Origin of the sequence: Bacillus sp. FSL W8-0116, from assembly GCF_038003825.1 — a bacterium.
Classification (GTDB): domain Bacteria; phylum Bacillota; class Bacilli; order Bacillales; family DSM-4216; genus Bacillus_O; species Bacillus_O smithii.
Genome location: NZ_JBBOPY010000001.1, coordinates 284,775 through 301,337 on the forward strand (window position 1 = coordinate 284,775; position 16,563 = coordinate 301,337).

The 16,563-nt window shown below is 38.3% G+C and carries 17 protein-coding genes and 1 pseudogene; 2 read left to right on the forward strand and 16 right to left on the reverse strand.

Going from position 1 to position 16,563, the window contains the following annotated elements; all coding sequences use genetic code 11:
- Window positions 1-52: 52 nt before the first annotated feature.
- The 15 genes and pseudogenes from N1I86_RS01305 to N1I86_RS01375 form a co-directional block, all read right to left on the reverse strand.
- A complete protein-coding gene (locus tag N1I86_RS01305) occupies window positions 53-535 on the reverse strand; it encodes a GyrI-like domain-containing protein (protein ID WP_341094568.1) in 483 nt (160 codons plus the stop codon).
- Between the two features lie 296 nt (window positions 536-831).
- Window positions 832-1,251: an arsenate reductase (thioredoxin) gene (arsC, locus tag N1I86_RS01310; protein WP_003352819.1), complete on the reverse strand. Its 420-nt coding sequence runs from the start codon at window positions 1,249-1,251 to the stop codon at window positions 832-834.
- Window positions 1,252-1,268: 17 nt separating this feature from the next.
- Window positions 1,269-2,586 (reverse strand): annotated as a pseudogene (locus tag N1I86_RS01315) (arsenic transporter).
- A complete protein-coding gene (locus tag N1I86_RS01320) occupies window positions 2,579-2,923 on the reverse strand; it encodes an ArsR/SmtB family transcription factor (RefSeq protein ID WP_003352816.1) in 345 nt (114 codons plus the stop codon). The pseudogene N1I86_RS01315 and the gene N1I86_RS01320 overlap by 8 nt, the downstream one beginning before the upstream one ends.
- 201 nt (window positions 2,924-3,124) lie before the next feature.
- Window positions 3,125-4,033, reverse strand: a complete 909-nt coding sequence (locus N1I86_RS01325; protein ID WP_341094570.1) for a cation diffusion facilitator family transporter — start codon at window positions 4,031-4,033, stop codon at window positions 3,125-3,127.
- A 1,063-nt stretch (window positions 4,034-5,096) separates the two neighbouring features.
- Window positions 5,097-5,963, reverse strand: a complete 867-nt coding sequence (locus N1I86_RS01330) for an energy-coupling factor ABC transporter ATP-binding protein (RefSeq protein WP_341094572.1) — start codon at window positions 5,961-5,963, stop codon at window positions 5,097-5,099.
- On the reverse strand, window positions 5,963-6,751 hold the full coding sequence (gene cbiQ / locus N1I86_RS01335; RefSeq protein ID WP_341094574.1) for a cobalt ECF transporter T component CbiQ: 789 nt from the start codon (window positions 6,749-6,751) through the stop codon (window positions 5,963-5,965). The genes N1I86_RS01330 and cbiQ overlap by 1 nt, the downstream gene beginning before the upstream one ends.
- A gap of 12 nt (window positions 6,752-6,763) precedes the next feature.
- A complete protein-coding gene (locus tag N1I86_RS01340) occupies window positions 6,764-7,048 on the reverse strand; it encodes an energy-coupling factor ABC transporter substrate-binding protein (protein WP_327797812.1) in 285 nt (94 codons plus the stop codon).
- 1 nt (window position 7,049) lies between these two features.
- Window positions 7,050-7,808 (reverse strand): energy-coupling factor ABC transporter permease, encoded by a 759-nt coding sequence (locus tag N1I86_RS01345; RefSeq protein ID WP_341094578.1) that lies wholly within the window; start codon window positions 7,806-7,808, stop codon window positions 7,050-7,052.
- 69 nt (window positions 7,809-7,877) lie between these two features.
- Window positions 7,878-8,237, reverse strand: a complete 360-nt coding sequence (locus N1I86_RS01350; RefSeq protein ID WP_327797814.1) for a (2Fe-2S) ferredoxin domain-containing protein — start codon at window positions 8,235-8,237, stop codon at window positions 7,878-7,880.
- A 268-nt stretch (window positions 8,238-8,505) separates the two neighbouring features.
- Window positions 8,506-8,874, reverse strand: coding sequence for a nitrile hydratase accessory protein (locus N1I86_RS01355; RefSeq protein WP_341094581.1), 369 nt, complete (start codon window positions 8,872-8,874; stop codon window positions 8,506-8,508).
- 10 nt (window positions 8,875-8,884) lie between these two features.
- On the reverse strand, window positions 8,885-9,547 hold the full coding sequence (nthA, locus tag N1I86_RS01360) for a nitrile hydratase subunit alpha (RefSeq protein WP_341094584.1): 663 nt from the start codon (window positions 9,545-9,547) through the stop codon (window positions 8,885-8,887).
- 33 nt (window positions 9,548-9,580) lie between these two features.
- Window positions 9,581-10,270 (reverse strand): nitrile hydratase subunit beta, encoded by a 690-nt coding sequence (nthB, locus tag N1I86_RS01365; RefSeq protein ID WP_341094585.1) that lies wholly within the window; start codon window positions 10,268-10,270, stop codon window positions 9,581-9,583.
- A 239-nt stretch (window positions 10,271-10,509) separates the two neighbouring features.
- A complete protein-coding gene (locus N1I86_RS01370; RefSeq protein WP_341094587.1) occupies window positions 10,510-11,556 on the reverse strand; it encodes an aliphatic amidase in 1,047 nt (348 codons plus the stop codon).
- A gap of 416 nt (window positions 11,557-11,972) precedes the next feature.
- Window positions 11,973-13,256 (reverse strand): IS110 family transposase, encoded by a 1,284-nt coding sequence (locus tag N1I86_RS01375; protein WP_270584767.1) that lies wholly within the window; start codon window positions 13,254-13,256, stop codon window positions 11,973-11,975.
- A 750-nt stretch (window positions 13,257-14,006) separates the two neighbouring features.
- Between N1I86_RS01375 and N1I86_RS01380 the strand changes: the two genes are divergently transcribed.
- Together N1I86_RS01380 and N1I86_RS01385 are read left to right on the forward strand one after the other, a co-directional pair.
- Complete coding sequence (locus tag N1I86_RS01380) at window positions 14,007-14,222, forward strand: helix-turn-helix transcriptional regulator (RefSeq protein ID WP_327798379.1); 216 nt, start codon at window positions 14,007-14,009, stop codon at window positions 14,220-14,222.
- A complete protein-coding gene (locus N1I86_RS01385; RefSeq protein WP_340396971.1) occupies window positions 14,212-14,598 on the forward strand; it encodes a hypothetical protein in 387 nt (128 codons plus the stop codon). Before N1I86_RS01380 ends, N1I86_RS01385 begins: the two co-directional genes overlap by 11 nt.
- Before the next feature lie 326 nt (window positions 14,599-14,924).
- On the opposite strand, the gene N1I86_RS01390 is transcribed toward N1I86_RS01385, so the two are convergent.
- Window positions 14,925-16,046 carry a carbon-nitrogen hydrolase family protein gene (locus tag N1I86_RS01390; RefSeq protein WP_341094592.1) on the reverse strand — a complete coding sequence of 374 codons (1,122 nt, stop codon included), beginning with the start codon at window positions 16,044-16,046 and terminating at the stop codon, window positions 14,925-14,927.
- Window positions 16,047-16,563 lie beyond the last annotated feature (517 nt).

Below are 16,563 nucleotides of genomic sequence, written 5' to 3' on the forward strand. Positions count from 1 at the left end.
TCAAAAACTTGAAGACTAGCGACAGTTGGCAGGGCAGAAAATGACGAGCAGGTCAATTGACTGGCACCCAAATTTCCGAATAAAAATCAGGGCTGGCGGGATCTTCATTTGTATACACTTCTAACGCTGGTGTTCCTGCGTGCTTATAGCCACTAGATGGGAACCATTCTGAAAAAATTTGTACCCACGCTTTCTGAATAGCTTCAGGCATCGGTCCGTTAACTTCAAATACAGCCCATTTTGATGCAGGTATTTTCAAATTACATAGTCCGTCAGGTGTTTTGCCATCATATTCAGTTGCTACCCAATAATCCATTACTTGCTTCGATTGAGTATGACTGTTAGCAGTACATACACCTAGTACACCTTTGATTTCACCATTGTTCAACTTAAATAATAAATCAACTGTCCCATCCTTCTTCCATTGATCCCATAATTTTGGAATGATCACAATATTCTCATTATTGGCGAATGAAATTTCTCTCTTGATTCCAACTACTTGAAAATGATCTCTTTCAACTAGTGTGTATTTCATTAGTGCTACTCCTTTCAGACCCATGTGTGAATTTAGTCGGGATAAGATTTGTGAACTTCCAAGTTCCTTAAGACTGTCTTGTTGTCCCTTTTTCACTTCATCGCGGTTTTTGTTAATGAAGATTGATGTTTTGAACCCATTTACTCGTAGGTTCACACATTGCTTGGTTGATCTTTTTCACACAATATACCTTCCTTACTGTAGAATAGTAGCCGAGAGAACACTCTCTCGGCTGCAAGTGACGGCTATATATTGATGTTAATAATATTGATTTTTCTGTATAGACAATAATACTTTTATTCACCCGTCTCTGCAAATCGCTTAATTCTTTCCCCGATCTCATCGCGAACACGCTGGAATACAGCCCATTTTTCTTCTTCTGTCCCTTCCGCTTTTGCAGGATCGTCAAATCCCCAGTGTACGCGCTTCACATGAGGCGGTGTTACTGGACAGTTATCAGCAGCATGCCCGCATAATGTTACCACCATATCCGCATTGTTTAACAAGTCAGGATCAATGACATCTGATGTTTGGTTCGCAATGTCAATCCCCACTTCTTTCATGGCTTTTACTGCATTCGGATTTAATCCGTGGGCCTCAATGCCGGCACTATATATTTCCCACTCATCACCAAGATATTTTTTGGCCCAACCTTCTGCCATCTGACTGCGGCAAGAGTTTCCGGTGCATAAAAAGTAAATGGTTTTCTTCTTCATTTTCACATGCTCCTTTATTAGATGATAAGCAACCATAAATAAAGTCCAATCAGTGTAATGAGTATTGTTGATACGGTTAAAATAATCCCGTTTTTAAAGTAGGTTCCCCAAGTAATTTTGACTCCTTTCGTCGATAATACATGCAGCCAAAGGAGGGTGGCCAAAGAACCGATTGGGGTAATTTTAGGCCCTAAATCAGAACCAATCACATTCGCATAAATGAGTCCTTCACGAATGATTCCGGTTGTGTTTGTATTAGCTATGGCTAAAGCATCAATCATTACGGTCGGCATGTTATTCATAATCGATGAAAGAATCGCTGCGATAAACCCCATTGAAATGGTTCCTACAAGTAAACCTTTATTGGCCGCGGCTTGAATCACATCAGATAATACATTCGTCAATCCTACGTTTCTTAATCCGTAGACGACGACATACATACCAATAGAGAAAAAGACAATTTCCCATGGTGCCTTTTAGTATTTGTTTAACGTGAACAGCTGGGGTTCTTCTACCAATGGACAAGAAAACAAGTGCGACCACTCCCGCAATGATAGACACAGGAATTTTAGTAAATTCACTGATAAAATAGCCTACTAATAAAATACTTAATACACTCTAAGCTATCTTAAACATTTTTTGATCCTTAATGGCTTCAATTGGTTTCTTTAAATGAGACACATCATATTGTTTTGGTATATTTTTTTGAAAATACAAATATAAAACCAAAATACTGGCTCCAAACGAGAAAACGGTAGGAATGATCATGCGCGTTGCATACTCAACAAACTTAATATGAAAATAATCGGCGGAAACAATGTTTACTAGGTTACTAACCACAAACGGTAATGAGGTTGTATCTGCGATAAAACCACTTGCCAGAATAAAAGGCAGTACTTTCTTTTCATCAAATTGTAAAGCTCGTACCATAGCAAGAACAATGGGAGTTAAAATGAGGGCTGCCCCATCATTCGCAAAAAAGGCGGCTACTATGGCTCCTAAAATAGAAACAAAGATAAACATCTTTACTCCGTTTCCTTTTGCCGCTTTTGCCATATGTAATGCTGCCCATTCAAAAAATCCAATTTCATCTAAAATCATTGATATGATAATAATAAAAATAAAAGCAAGAGTCGCATTCCACACAATTCCTGTCATAGTTAGGACATCTTGAAAATCTACTACACCTACCATAATAGATAGCAGAGCGCCCCCGCATGCAGACCAGCCAATAGATAAGTTTTTGGGTTGCCAAATCACAAATGTTAAAGTTGCGAGGAAAATCAATGATGCTAGTAGGACGGAAAGCAAAAAATCACCTCTATCGTTATTCACATAAAATTCTTGTGCCTTTTTCTTCAAGTTCTTTTAATTTTTCTTGCTGGTCAGGAACATGAGCCAATATATCTTGAATGAGCGAATACATTTCATGTTCCTTATTGACAGAATAAAAAACCCATTGGGCTTTCTTGGTTTCATTTAGTAAACCTGCATCTTTTAACTTTCTGAGATGTTGGCTAATGGCGGGTTGACTCATCTGAAAAAATTCAACCAACTCACATACGCAACAATTTTTATTGTCTAATAACGCCATCATGGTAAGTCTAGTTTTATCGCCTAATAACTTTAATATTGTCGCAACGTCGTCTATATTCGTAACCACTCGATTCATTTTACCACTTCTCCATTCATATATCACAATATAACAATATGCTTATATAAGCAATAAAAAATAGGATGATATAGTATAGTATCGCTTCAAATGTCTTAATAGTCATAAAAAGTCGTATTCTAGCCGTATATTTGATCTTTTTACGACTATAATTGTTGCTGTAAAAAAGAAAATGAAAAATCCCCCAAGATTAGTGGGAGATTAATTGCAAATATCCACTTCCGTGCATTTTTTCGTTTCTTCTATTTGTATAGTGGAATGATGAATGCCAAATTGTTTATGCAGCTTCTCTCTTGCCTCATATAATAATTGATCCCGATCAATTTGAGGACGGACGACAAGATGACAGCTTAAAGCAGGAAAATCAGAAGTAATGGACCATACATGTAAATCATGAACATTGGTGACTCCTGCCAAAGACAATAATTGATTTTTTACTTCTTGCAAATCAATATTCGATGGTCTCCCTTCCATCAGAATATGGATAGAGTCCTTCACTATGCGCCAACCACTGATCATAATTAAAACAGAAACCAATACACTGGCTATCGGATCGGCAATATTCCAACCAAAAAGCCATATCAGCAAGCCGGCAACAATGGCCCCGATGGATCCAAGCAAATCGCCCAGCACGTGTATAAAGGCGCTTCTTATGTTGAGGTTGTCGTTCTTATCCCCTTTCATCAAAATCCAAGCGGCTAAAATATTGACGATCAGCCCGATTCCTGCGACTGTCAACATTCCCGAACTCATTACTTTAGGTGGATAATAAAAACGTTGGTATGCTTCATAGAAAATCATGACCGAAATAAGCAATAGTGTCAGTCCATTCAACAATGCAGCTAAAATTTCAAAACGTTTATATCCGTACGTTTTCGTTTCATTTGCTTGCTTTTCCCCTATTTTCAAAGCTAACAAGCTGAAACCTAATGCCGCTGCATCACTTAACATGTGTCCTGTATCAGATAGCAACGCAAGACTGTTCGTCATAATTCCACCGATCAGTTCCACAATGAGAAAAGAGAAAATCAGAAAAAAGCTATATAGCAATGCTTTTCGATTTGCATGATGTGCATGTGAATGACTTCCATGACTGTGATGATGTCCCATACCGAAGACTCCTTTAAGCCATAATTCTGTTTATCAAATTTATTTCTTTAAATGTCTACTTAATTCATTATATACGAGTTTCCCCTTTAAGTTGATTCCATTGGAAAAAACAATCCCAATGAATAAATAGACACTCCACTCGAAAGATGTAGACCATCTACAAATGATCCCTATTATCAAGTTTATTTTACCACACTTATTCAGTAAAGTGTGGTACGTTTCACCTTGTATTCGTCATTATTTGATACTTATCTAAACAAGCATGGAAAACCTTTACTTTCCCGTTAAAATCCTTTAATAGATCAATTTCTATCTAAAACGGTAATATAAGGTTGGAACCTATAAGCACATTGCGAAAGGATATTATACGGGTGCATAAGTTTACAGATTGTTAAGGTCTTGTTTTAATAAACTGACCAGGAGAATGAACCGGTAGAAGCACTTTATGAGAAGGATTTTGATTCGTCTTCAATATTTTTGAGGAAATGGAAGTTTCTTTTTCTTGCAAGATAAATGATGTCTGTCGACTCCTTTGTCCAATATGAACACCTATTCATGTGAAGCCTTTCTTCGTTAGAGTTTCGAAGGTTTTTTGCGCTGCCTCATGGACCATCATGGCTTGATACCTCCTTTCATCAGTGTACTCCTTTTATTCCTAACAAGTGGCAGTGGTTCAACTTGTTTATGGATCGAATGACCATTCCATCATTCCGTTCAATCAATATTCGTTGATATGAATCGATGCATCACCCGAGGTTGTTTCCGGAAATCATTTTTTCGCTTCTACAAGCATATCGACTTTTTTTGTTCGAATATTCGTCATGCCATCCCCCTTTAGACGTTTTGCGATCTGTCATCAATAGTTATAAACACACTTCGTTTCTTTCCCGCACTAGGGACAACAATGATGTTTTATCCTATTTCAACATAATTGAAAACGCCTCCCGATCTCACCCTCTTCTCTGAACAGTTTTTACTCCGGATTCTTCACAGAACTATTCAAAGTAAACGTAAAGCCATTCATTTGATTCTGACTAATCCCGTATAAAGGGCGTGAGTTTTTTCATCCGGAAATTTTGCCTGAATTCCAACTTTTTATAGAGCTAATCTTTTGAAACAATTCTTCTTTGATTTGAGGGATCGCTTCATTTGCAGAAAAAAATTTTTCTTGTACGAGAAATTGGAAGGTTTCCATAACCCATGGTGCATCTAAATGAGCTTTTCTTATCAAATGAGCTTGTTCAAATACGGTGACCGGATCGCCATAACACAAGATTTCTCCATCATGCATGATGATAATTTCATCAGCCCACTGGTAGGCTAGATTCACATCATGGGTAGACAAAATAATGGTTTTTCCCTGTTTTTGGATGTGATCTAATACCTTCATGATTTGTTTTGAAAAATAAGAATCGAGTCCTGCTGTAGGTTCATCTAGAATGATGATTTCAGGATCCATGGCGAGCACCCCTGCTATGGCGACACGTTTTTTTTGTCCTAAGCTTAAAAAATGGGTCGGCTTATCGCTAAATTCTGTCGTTTCTGTCTGCTCCATGGCCCATTCCACTTTTCGCGACACTTCTTCCTTTGGCAGACCCAAATTTTGCGGGCCAAAAGCAATATCTTGAATGACATTAGCCGAGAACAATTGAGAATCCGGATCTTGAAAGACAATTCCCACATGCTTGCGTAATGAAAGAAGCGATTTTCGATCATATTTCACTTCTTTGCCTTTAAAACGAATGGTTCCGTTTGTCGGCTGCAGAATACCATTCAAATGCAGCAGCAATATTGATTTCCCGGCTCCGTTATTACCTAATATGGCTATTTTCTTTCCCTGCTTAACCGTAATGGAGAGGTTTCTTAAAGCGATGGTGCCATCCGCATAACAATGAGTTAAATTTTCGATATCAAAAAGAATTGGCTGCATTATAAAATTCCTCCAAACTGTACATAGATAAAGGCCATTCCTGCCAATATGAGTAAAATGATAAACCAATTGACAAGAGAATAACGATAAGATGGATCAAAAAACAAAATTTCATCCCCGTAACCTCTGGAATTCATGGCAATGGATAATTGTTTCGTCCGTTCAAACACTTTTAAAAACAGGACAGAAATCAACAGTCCAAGAGATTTTATCCCTTGTCGTATCGTGATATATCCTAGCCGGGAAGACTGTGATTGATAAATATTGATCGATTCTTCCATGATGACGAAAATGAATCGATACGTTAAGGTAATCAACTCAATAAATATGGAAGGCAATTTTAGTTTTCGTAATACATCGAGAATCGCGGTCATAGGTGTTGTTAAAATTAAAAAATATAAACAACTTACACTGCTTAAAACGATGAAAACAAGATTGACCGCTCGCTTTAAACTCTCTTCACTTATACAAATTTGCCAATTTCCTATTGGTGCAGACCAAATCACATCCGAGATTACTGTATGTCCGTCGGTGATAGAAATAAGGATCGTCACAATTCCGGAAAAAAGAAAAAATAACGGAATGACTAGCAATTTCAAATAATATGAAAGCGGAATCCTCGCTAAAACGACAATCATCGTACTCATGACGATAAAAATGCTGAATGACACCAAGGGAGATTTAACAATTAAAGCGAACAACAGCAAACTTAGAGAAAGTGTGATTTTTTCCACCGGATGAACATTCTTTAGCTTGTTAAAATAAGCATATTTATCGATCAGCAGCATGTTAGCACCTTCTTATCTTCCATCATCAACCTGCTTATTCTTGCCTCTCATAAAACCAATAAAATACCCGATAAACCCTGCTCCGATTCCGGCTTGTAAAGCGAACAACAAGCTTTCAATTTCTCCGCTGGGAGGTTTCCAAAGAGTATGGAACCAAGGCTTATAATCAGGTGCGATTTTTCCGACCGCTGCTTCCGCCTGCCCATCAGATCCGCCAAACTCTGCCCCTTTCTGGATAAAGAGAGGCCCGACACCGAGAATGATCACAATGAGCAGTAGTATTATATTCTTCTTCATATCAACGCCCCTCCTTGGACAGTACACGTAACATCTTCAAAGCTTGTAGATTATATTTTGTTAAGACATTCATAATAATGACTGTTAACAGTCCCTCACTGATGGCCAAAGGAATTTGTGTAACAGCAAAAATACTAGCGAATTTAGCAAAAGAAGCCATGATGCCGCCAACCTCGGAAGGAAAAGCTAACGCTAATTGAAAAGATGTCACCACATAAGTGCTTAAATCGCCTAAAGTAGCAGCTAAAAATATGGCAACTGAAAATGAAAGACCCGCTTTGTTTGCACCTTTATATACAAGATAAGAAATGATAGGACCCACGATAGCCATGGAAAAAGTATTGGCTCCTAAAGTGGTGATTCCTCCATGTGCGAGCAACAATGCTTGAAAAAGGAGAACGCAAAATCCAACCACACTCATCGCAGTCGGTCCGAAAAGGACAGCGCCTAAACCAACTCCGGTTGGATGGGAGCAACTTCCGGTAACGGAAGGGATTTTTAACGCTGACAACACAAAAGCAAATGCTCCTGATAAACCTAACATCATTTTTAATTCCGGGTGATCCTTTACTTTCTTTTTAATGGATCGTAAACCTATGATTAAAGAAGGTAAAGCAACCCCCCACCAAAATAGCGCCCATTCAATAGGCAAGAAACCTTCCATGATATGCATGGCGAAAGCCTGTTTCGGTATAAATAGGAATAGAAGTGCAAAATAAATGATGATGAGGTTTTTCTTCTTCATTTTTATTGTTTTCATCGCTGTACCTCCTTACAGAATAAAATGCTTCGATTCTCTATAGCCAACGAGATAAGATCAATAATGAATTTATTTTTTTAATACACCTTTTACCGTATGATCTGTTCTTTGAAACTTACCATTTTGGTAATAGTGGCTCACTTTTTGTCCATATGGAATTCCTTTGCTTAACGCTTCAACAAAAGATGAAGCATCATTTGGTTGAAATTGTTTATACCATATTCCTTCCGGATACAACACCACAACACATTTATCTTGACATCGCCCATTACACCTCGTTCTGGTCGTATGTATCATGTTCTCAAGTCCTTTTTGACTGATTTCTTGACGAATACTTCGCGTCACTTCCTCCGCCTCATTTCTCATGCAAGAAGAACCGTTGCAAATAAGAACATGATGTTTTAATTGATAGAAATTCCAAGTTGCCATTATGAATATCCCCCCTTTTTTCATGCATGTTATGAGAACCATCTGAATAGAATCATCAATCTTCATTCGATTGAATGATTTTCATCCAACATTAAACAATTGAATTACTTTTATTGCTTTTCTTTTCTTTTTTTGTCGGCGGGGATCCATGAAAAATACCATTTTCAAACATCGGCTATCTTATGAGGCAAGCATCTTCGCCATGTGATTATTCATAAATGGGGCAACCTAATGTTGCCCCATTTATGAACTACTTTTCTGCTAACGATTAATAAAAAACTTCATCACGTTTTCCAGTGAGAAATTCGTTGGTGCGTGCATCGACATCGCGCTTGTTTAACATTCCTGTTTCCAATACTAATCGTTCCAATGCGGATAGCCAACGTTCATAGTAGTTCCAGTCAGAATCATCTTTTTGTTCAGAATTTTCCCACCCATTGATCTCCTCGATCAAGCGAGAGCGGAAATCTTCCCATGAACTGTATTTCTTTTCCTCATACAACGCAAGGGTCATACCAAAAGAGCGTCTCTCCCATGGCTCCTGAAATTCTAATTCCCCGTTCTTTCTAGGCGGAGCGACTTCCTCAGACATATTCATAAGTACGGATTCTTCAGCTTGACTCTTACAACTTTTCATGTTTTTCCTCCTATTCTTGGATCACTTTAGGCGGCTGAACTTTGGCGACGCCAATCATGGAGTCACGAGTAACGATTTGCGCCAGCTCCTCCTCCGTCATTCCTTCTGTGCCCTCAGGTCTTTGCGGCAATACCATAAAACGAACTTCTGAACTACTGTCCCAAACCCGAATTTCTACTGAATCCGGCAAGTCTAATCCGAATTCTTGCAGTACTTTTCTCGGCTCTTTAACAACCCGAGAACGGTAGGCCGGTTCTTTATACCATGAAGGCGGTAAACCAAGCAGCGGCCAAGGATAACATGAACATAGAGTGCAAACCACTACATTGTGTACCGTATCCGTATTTTCCACTACCCTGATATGCTCTCCTTGCAGACCAAAATATCCAAGTTCCCGCAACACAGTTTCTGGATCTTCCAGCAATCTTTGTTTAAATTCAGGATCGGTCCAGGCCTTCGCAACGACTTTAGCTCCGTTCATCGGCCCAAGCTCATGTTCATAGTGTTTTATAATCCTCTCAATGGCGTCAGAGGAAAGAAGTCTTTTCTCAATTAACAGAGATTCAAGCGCTTTAGCCCGTGCTTCCCAAAACGATTGCGGCCGGGGATGATGATGCGGAAATCGCGGATCCACTTCATGATGATCATCCATCAATTTTTGTTCAATTGCCATATTGAATTCCTCCTTCAAACTTTTTAAAAATGATTAATGTGAAACAGGTTCCAAATAACCTTCCCAAAGATCGATATAAACTGAATCATTCTGTTTTACTCCCCATAATTCTTTGGCATCAAAACGTACACGATAGAGATATTGCGGGTTTTCTCCTTTTCTGTGAGCAGCGTCATCAGGGAAAACATGAGCCCCATATACCTCTTCAATGACTCCATACTTATCGCGCACGTATCGCGGAAATCTAGTGTGGCCTGTTGGGTGAATGTTCCTTGTCTTTATTCTTTCTCCCACCTCAAACCGTGGAAATGAGGAAACTTCACGGACAGGAGATAAACCTTCAAGCAGGGCTTTTTCTACAACCTTAACTAATTTCGGATTCTCCCAACGTTGTATTTTGGTGTCGGGTTTTTCCATGAAAGCTTGTGTTCGATCTTCCAATTCTTTTTCATCCAGTACTCCCGTTTCCAACAAGTTGTATGCGACGGTTGCAATCCAGTGACCATAATAGGATGATGTCAGATAATCAACTGGACGCATTTTTTCAATGCCAATCCTAAATTCATCAAAAGCCTTCATTCCCAATCCTTGAGCCATGCAGCCGGCAACAAGACCGAAAGTAAGCCTTTCCCAATCATGTTTGAAATAAGTATCTTCCTCTTCTTTCACATACATAATTTTCCCAAATCCATCCATGCCGCCAACATCATGAATCCCATTCATTTGTATACCTCCCATCTTTGATTAAACTAGTCATATTACTGAATCAATACGTGATTGAACAAATACTGTTTGGAACAATCAATCCAATGGCTTCAATTTATCCGATCCTTCCATATCTATTCGGATTGCTATCTACCGTTGGGTGAGCTTGACCCAACGATAGTGTCCTCTTCCATTCCACAACCCGATAAAAACAGAAAATTCTGTCAATTATTTTCATAGAACTTTATCTTTCCTCATTACACGCCGATTTCTTTCGGTTTACCTTCATTCGGGATTCCTTCAATCGGACATTCGGCGGTACCAGCCGTACTCCTTGTTAGCTTCTCAACATTTTCTCTTGCTTTATCGGCATCCGTTACCCAAGTATGATAGAACTCAAACGGGCAATCGGCAACTCCTTTATCGCTATCGCCGGATTGAATGGTCCCGGTGTATCCACGGTGCAAAAGCTTATAAAGGTGATTTTCAGATTGGGCATTTTTACGAAAATCTCGAATCTGAGAAAGCGAAATCTCCGCGTATTGAATCCCGTTTTCCTCTTCGCCGCACTCACCGAGCGTCCGGCCGTCGAAACCAATAATGGCCGAATGTCCAAAATACGAGTAGACTCCGTCAAACCCTGTTGCATTGGCTACGGCCACATAAGTGTTGTTCGCCCATGCCATAGATTTCGCCATCAAGATTTGCTGTTCTTTCGACGGATACATGTAGCCTTGGCAGCGGACAATCAATTCGGCCCCTTTCATTGCACAATCGCGCCAGATCTCCGGATAATTCCCGTCATCACAAATGATCAGACTGATTTTCAACCCCTTCGGTCCTTCTGTGACATACGTTGTATCTCCGGGATACCACGCTTCAATTGGAACCCACGGGATAATCTTTCGGTATTTTTGCACAATTTCTCCTTTATTATTAATCAATATTAACGTATTATAAGGGTTTTTATTGGGATGTTCTTCGTGACGTTCACCGGTTATCGAGAAAACCCCCCAAGTATTTGCCTTTTTACATGCTTCAGCAAATATTTCTGTTTCTTCTCCCGGAATGGTTGTTGCCGTTTCAAACATTTCCTTCCGATCATACATTATGCCCATAGTGCTGTACTCCGGAAAAATGACAAGATCCATACCCGGAAGACCTTGCTTCATCCCAACAACCATGTCAGCGATTTTTTTTGCATTTTCAATAACTTCCGCTTTCGTGTGCAAACGTGGCATTTTGTAGTTCACTACAGCTACTCCTACTGTGTCATGACCGCTGGAAATATCTCCATGTCTCATATATCTTCCTCCCTCAATAAAGTTTATTTTTCTCCCGAATACTCGCTTTTTCTCAAAATTTCATAGACACTTAATAGAATACACACCTCATTTAATGGATATATGTTGAATTTTTTTAAATAATTTACATGGTAGGGGGCATCCTATCAACCAAATTGTATTTATTTGGTAAAAATAAGGTATAACCGTGCTTCATCATCTCCACATCACTCACGGTCGCTAACCCTCCCACATCTCTCCGGATTGAATTCCATACATTCCTTCGTCCTGCGTATCCATGAGGTGGAGGTTGGATATGCTCCTTTGCTGGGTCACATGCCCGTATGGAATAAATAAGCTCCAACTCTGCACTATTGGTGTTTGTCATTTGAGATAATTACGGTATTCTGAAATGATTTCATGAACTTAATAAAGCCTTAAGCTGCCTGTAATGAATCGATTTGAGGCAAACCTCTCAATAACTTTGAACCATCAAATTCACACTGTTTTTGACCAATGACAAATAAGACACGTAGTAATTTACAACACAAGGCAATCAGTGACTGCTGTTTCTTCAAAGGTCGATCAGGACGCTTTGTGTAGTATTGATGCAGGGCTTTAAACGTTGGATTATGGGCAACGAGTGGACGAATGGCCAAGTATAAAGCTCTTCGCAATCGACTTCGTCCTCGTTTTGTGATCTTGGTTTGCCCCTTAAACTTCCCGGAACTATGTTCACGTAATGACAGCCCTGCCAGATTTACTAATTGCTGGGGATGACTATACTTTGTTATATCCCCGACCTCAGCGAAGAATAGCGCGACTGTTGTAGGACCTAAGCCTTGAATATTGATCATTTCCTTCGCTCCAGGTATCGTTACTACAAGTGCTTCCAGATCCTTATCTAACTGTCCTAATTGCTCTTTGTATAGCTCATATTGATCGAGTAAATAATCCAATTCACGTTTAGCAAACTTGATACCAATTTGGATACCAATGCTCTTTTTCGCTGCTTCTATTAACTTTGTAGCTCGTTTGATTCCTACACCACGGTTTACTTCTTGTTTCCATTTCGCAAGAACTTCTTCTGATGTCATTTCTTTAATCTGAGAGGGGAATGGAAAGTTTCTTAATGTACAAAGAGCTGCCTTTCCTTCCCAGTCTTTAAATACATCGAAAAACTCCGGAAAGTAACGCTGGATGTGATTTTGAATACGACCTTCTGTGATCATAAGCTGCTGGATGAGCTGATCTCTTAATTTGACGCCTTCTCTTAGCTCTGCATAGATGCCATCTAAGAGATTTGGTACGGAGTATCGCCCATCTTTAATCAGCTGTGCAATCACACGTGCATCTTTCGTATCGTTTTTAGTTGGAGAGTTATCATCCAGCTCTTTAGTTTTTTTGACATGCATAGGATTGACCAAGACAAAGTCATAACCTTTAGCAGTCAAGAAATAGGCTAGACTCAGCCAGAAATGACCGGTCGGCTCAACACCAAAAATGACATGTGTTTTTTGGTGTTCCTTTTGATGCCTCGAAACCCAATCAAGCAGTTTTTGATAGCCATGTATGCGATTTTCAAAGATCAGTCTTTTTCCAAATTCGATTCCTCGATCATCCTGAGCTCGAGCGACGTGTTTGTCTTTGGCGATATCAATGCCTACAATTAATGTTGATGGTGTAATTTGCGAGATTTTACGATTTTGCGTATAATTCATCTTGAGTCCTCCTTGGTAATTATTAATTCGGGGTCAATGCATTGACACCCTGTACTATACCAAGAGGGCTCTTTTTGTTTCAAACCTCAAATTTCTTCATTACAGGAATAGCTCCTTATACTATAGAATGGTTGTAAGTATAGATTACCGACCACTTTGATGCTGTTTATTCTCACTCCCGGGCATCCCCCCTTTCGATGTGTCTATTAAATCAGCAAACACTTTTGATATTGTTATCGAATTATCGGTTTCCTCTGATTTCAAGTTTCTCTTTTCCTAACCTATATAATGTCTTTGATGACCACTCGCACTTGAACTCCACGCTTCTGAAAATATTTTTGATGATACAATATCAACAACCTAAACCGTTATCTATCATTACAATTACATAAAACGGGAAAAACAAAATATGTATCAAAATATGTCATATTTTCTTCCTTGAATATATCATAATATTATTATATTTTTCTGTTAATACAAAATAGTTAGAAAATTCACTTTATAGTGTAATTTAAATTAACATGAACTGAAGTAAAAAAAGATCATTACCTAAAAAGTCAAAAACATTGAAAAAGCATCTAAAAGTTGTTTTTTATGTAAATATATATTTACATTTTTTGAATAAACTGGATATAATGGATGTAAAGAACACTTTACACAAAAAAACTAATTTTTTCAGAAAGAAAAACAAACAGATGTGATAAACCAGTTTAAATATTTGAAATTTTCATTCTCCAGGGGTTGTCAGCTATGGTTAGAAATAATATCAAACTATTAAGAAATGAAGCGGGAATAACACAAGAACAACTTGCCAAGGAACTAAGAATTACTAGACAAACGGTTATTGCTATTGAAAATCACCGCTACAATCCTAGTCTTGAGCTCGCACTTAAAATTGCGAAGTTTTTCAACAAACAAGTAGAAGATATTTTCTTTTTAGAGGAGGATAAATCTAGTGCAACCTAACAGAAAACCGTTAAATATTTGGCTGTGCATTGCCACACTAGTTGTACTTAATTTGATCGTTGCCATTTTTGAACACCCTTTCCCAATTTGGTCATTATTTGCGGATGTATTCATGGTTTTGACAGTTGTCGAATACAACAGAGATATAAAAAAGAAGATAACTGATAACAAGGTAATGGAAGACGAGCGCACAATTAACAATAGGAAAAAATACAATCAAATTTTACTTTTTTGGTCGATCATTATTGTCATGGCCGTTCTAGCCATAATGCTTTTATTGGGGATTAAATACGTTTCAATTGAGAACATTATTTTAGCCTTTTGTATCATATTGCTTGGGGGTTTTACGTTCAATAGTTATCTTTCAAAAAAATAGGTGCTCAGTTGTGTTTTATCAAATGAATTTTGTTTCTCATTCTATATTTTTTAAATGGCAGCTTCTTTTTATCGAAATCATTCATTGATATCCGCAATCCCATAACCAAACAAATAAACGTTCTTTGCAAAAAAAGCTTACTGGCACCCAAACTCCTCTGCACTCCTGATAATAAACGAACAAACAAGAAGGAGTAAGATGGATGCAAGCAAGCCGTTGTTTCTATACATTGTACATATTGATTAAGTTTCATCTTCATCAACGTTTTATCAAAAATCCAATGAATAACGCAGATTACGTTCCATTCACAAATTATAAAGGGCAGATTACTTTTGACCGGAAATGATCGGAGCGATTTCACGTTGAAATTCTGTTAAACTTTTTTCAAATTCTTCTGAACCGCTATTGAAAACTTTTTGTTCCAATCGTTTCAACCGGTCCATCACTTGATCAAACGGTGGTTGTCCAAATGTAGTCCCTACTTTAGGAGCGCTGCTCAACTCTCTGGTGATTTGATAAGGGTCACGGTTCAATAAAAGATTCGTTACATCCGGTCGTGAATAATGTCCTGTCGCATCATGCCAATGAGCCATATCCGCTATCATTCCCATATCCACTTCAGCATACAATATCCCTTCTTCCCCTTTTAATGGACCGGCCAAGATAGATCCACCGGGAGCAATAATCGCTGTCCAACCACCACCCGGTTTGATCCACTCTTTCTGATATTCTGTCTGCATTAATTTTTCTACATTCTCCATACTAACTGTACTTTGGGAATTGATAACAAAACATTCTCCTACATGAGCATGATAACGAGCAGAAAGTTCCGTGGACATATCAAAAAGTGTTTCCCATCCAGTAATGCTTGAAAAACCAACCCAAACGGCACAATGCAGTTGAGAACGTTGAGCGATAAGAGAATGACGAACCAAATCCATCGTATGCTCCCAGCAGACGAGCCCACTCATACGCCCTAGTTCCGTATCATAAACGTTTAGATAGCTTCCATCGCCCATTCCCCAATGGACACGTTCTACATGAGTCGGCATTAATTTTCTGTGTTTCCCGAATATTTCCCCTTTATTATCAATAAATAAAATAGTATTGTAGCATGTATTGCCATCACGTTCTGAGATACCGATCACGACAAATATATTATTTCTGCGCGCTGCTTCACATAAAGCATCTGTTGTTTTGCTAGGTACTTCCACTGAATTGAGAAACCATTCTTTAAACAGCTCATGGTACCACATCGGAGTTCCAAGCCATATATGATAAGGGTAGCCAGGAATAAAAGATTCAGGCAGCACTGCTAGTTGAGCCCCTTTTTTGGCTGATTCCTCAATAAGAGAAATAGCTTTTTCTAAATTTTTTTCTCTGTCGTACAAAATAGAGGATGCTTGTACAGCAGCAACTTTAAATTTTTGATTTAAATACTCATTCATGGTGGATTCCTCCTCTAAATCTATCAATCAGAATAATAAGAATTTTTTCGATAATATCGCTTTACGACTTGAATGATCTTTATATAAATCTCCCTCCCTCTTGTCTTAAGATGATTAAAATAGGAGATTGCACAAATGCAAAAACCGCTTTTTAAATCATCATCATTCCATATTGATATACTCCGAACAGGGAAGCGAAAAGACAGAATGATAATACAGATAAAAAATAATTTTCTGAATTTACGCGCGATATTTTCCCGTCTATGTTCATCATAATCCTATCTAAGTTTTCTGTCAATATTAATGTTATATTTTATTACATTATAAAATAATTTTATTTAACTCGCTAAGAATTAATATTACATTTATGGCGGATTTGAAAGTTGATTATTCTTTTATCTAGGTATATTATGTTATTTTTATTATCATCTATCCAGAAGACGAGCAAAAAACGTAATACGTTATCTTGATATAGTTGGATATACTGGTAGATGGAATCCAAATGGAAAAGACGGGT

Excerpts from the sequence above, each read along its gene's own strand:
- N1I86_RS01305 (WP_341094568.1), bottom strand. The coding sequence starts at position 535 with ATGAAATACACACTAGTTGAAAGAGATCATTTTCAAGTAGTTGGAATC.
- arsC (WP_003352819.1), bottom strand. The coding sequence starts at position 1,251 with ATGAAGAAGAAAACCATTTACTTTTTATGCACCGGAAACTCTTGCCGC.
- N1I86_RS01320 (WP_003352816.1), bottom strand. The coding sequence starts at position 2,923 with ATGAATCGAGTGGTTACGAATATAGACGACGTTGCGACAATATTAAAG.
- N1I86_RS01325 (WP_341094570.1), bottom strand. The coding sequence starts at position 4,033 with ATGGGACATCATCACAGTCATGGAAGTCATTCACATGCACATCATGCA.
- N1I86_RS01330 (WP_341094572.1), bottom strand. The coding sequence starts at position 5,963 with ATGCAGCCAATTCTTTTTGATATCGAAAATTTAACTCATTGTTATGCG.
- cbiQ (WP_341094574.1), bottom strand. The coding sequence starts at position 6,751 with ATGCTGCTGATCGATAAATATGCTTATTTTAACAAGCTAAAGAATGTT.
- N1I86_RS01340 (WP_327797812.1), bottom strand. The coding sequence starts at position 7,048 with ATGAAGAAGAATATAATACTACTGCTCATTGTGATCATTCTCGGTGTC.
- N1I86_RS01345 (WP_341094578.1), bottom strand. The coding sequence starts at position 7,808 with ATGAAAACAATAAAAATGAAGAAGAAAAACCTCATCATCATTTATTTT.
- N1I86_RS01350 (WP_327797814.1), bottom strand. The coding sequence starts at position 8,237 with ATGGCAACTTGGAATTTCTATCAATTAAAACATCATGTTCTTATTTGC.
- N1I86_RS01355 (WP_341094581.1), bottom strand. The coding sequence starts at position 8,874 with ATGAAAAGTTGTAAGAGTCAAGCTGAAGAATCCGTACTTATGAATATG.
- nthA (WP_341094584.1), bottom strand. The coding sequence starts at position 9,547 with ATGGCAATTGAACAAAAATTGATGGATGATCATCATGAAGTGGATCCG.
- nthB (WP_341094585.1), bottom strand. The coding sequence starts at position 10,270 with ATGAATGGGATTCATGATGTTGGCGGCATGGATGGATTTGGGAAAATT.
- N1I86_RS01370 (WP_341094587.1), bottom strand. The coding sequence starts at position 11,556 with ATGAGACATGGAGATATTTCCAGCGGTCATGACACAGTAGGAGTAGCT.
- N1I86_RS01375 (WP_270584767.1), bottom strand. The coding sequence starts at position 13,256 with ATGAATTATACGCAAAATCGTAAAATCTCGCAAATTACACCATCAACA.
- N1I86_RS01380 (WP_327798379.1), top strand. The coding sequence starts at position 14,007 with ATGGTTAGAAATAATATCAAACTATTAAGAAATGAAGCGGGAATAACA.
- N1I86_RS01390 (WP_341094592.1), bottom strand. The coding sequence starts at position 16,046 with ATGAATGAGTATTTAAATCAAAAATTTAAAGTTGCTGCTGTACAAGCA.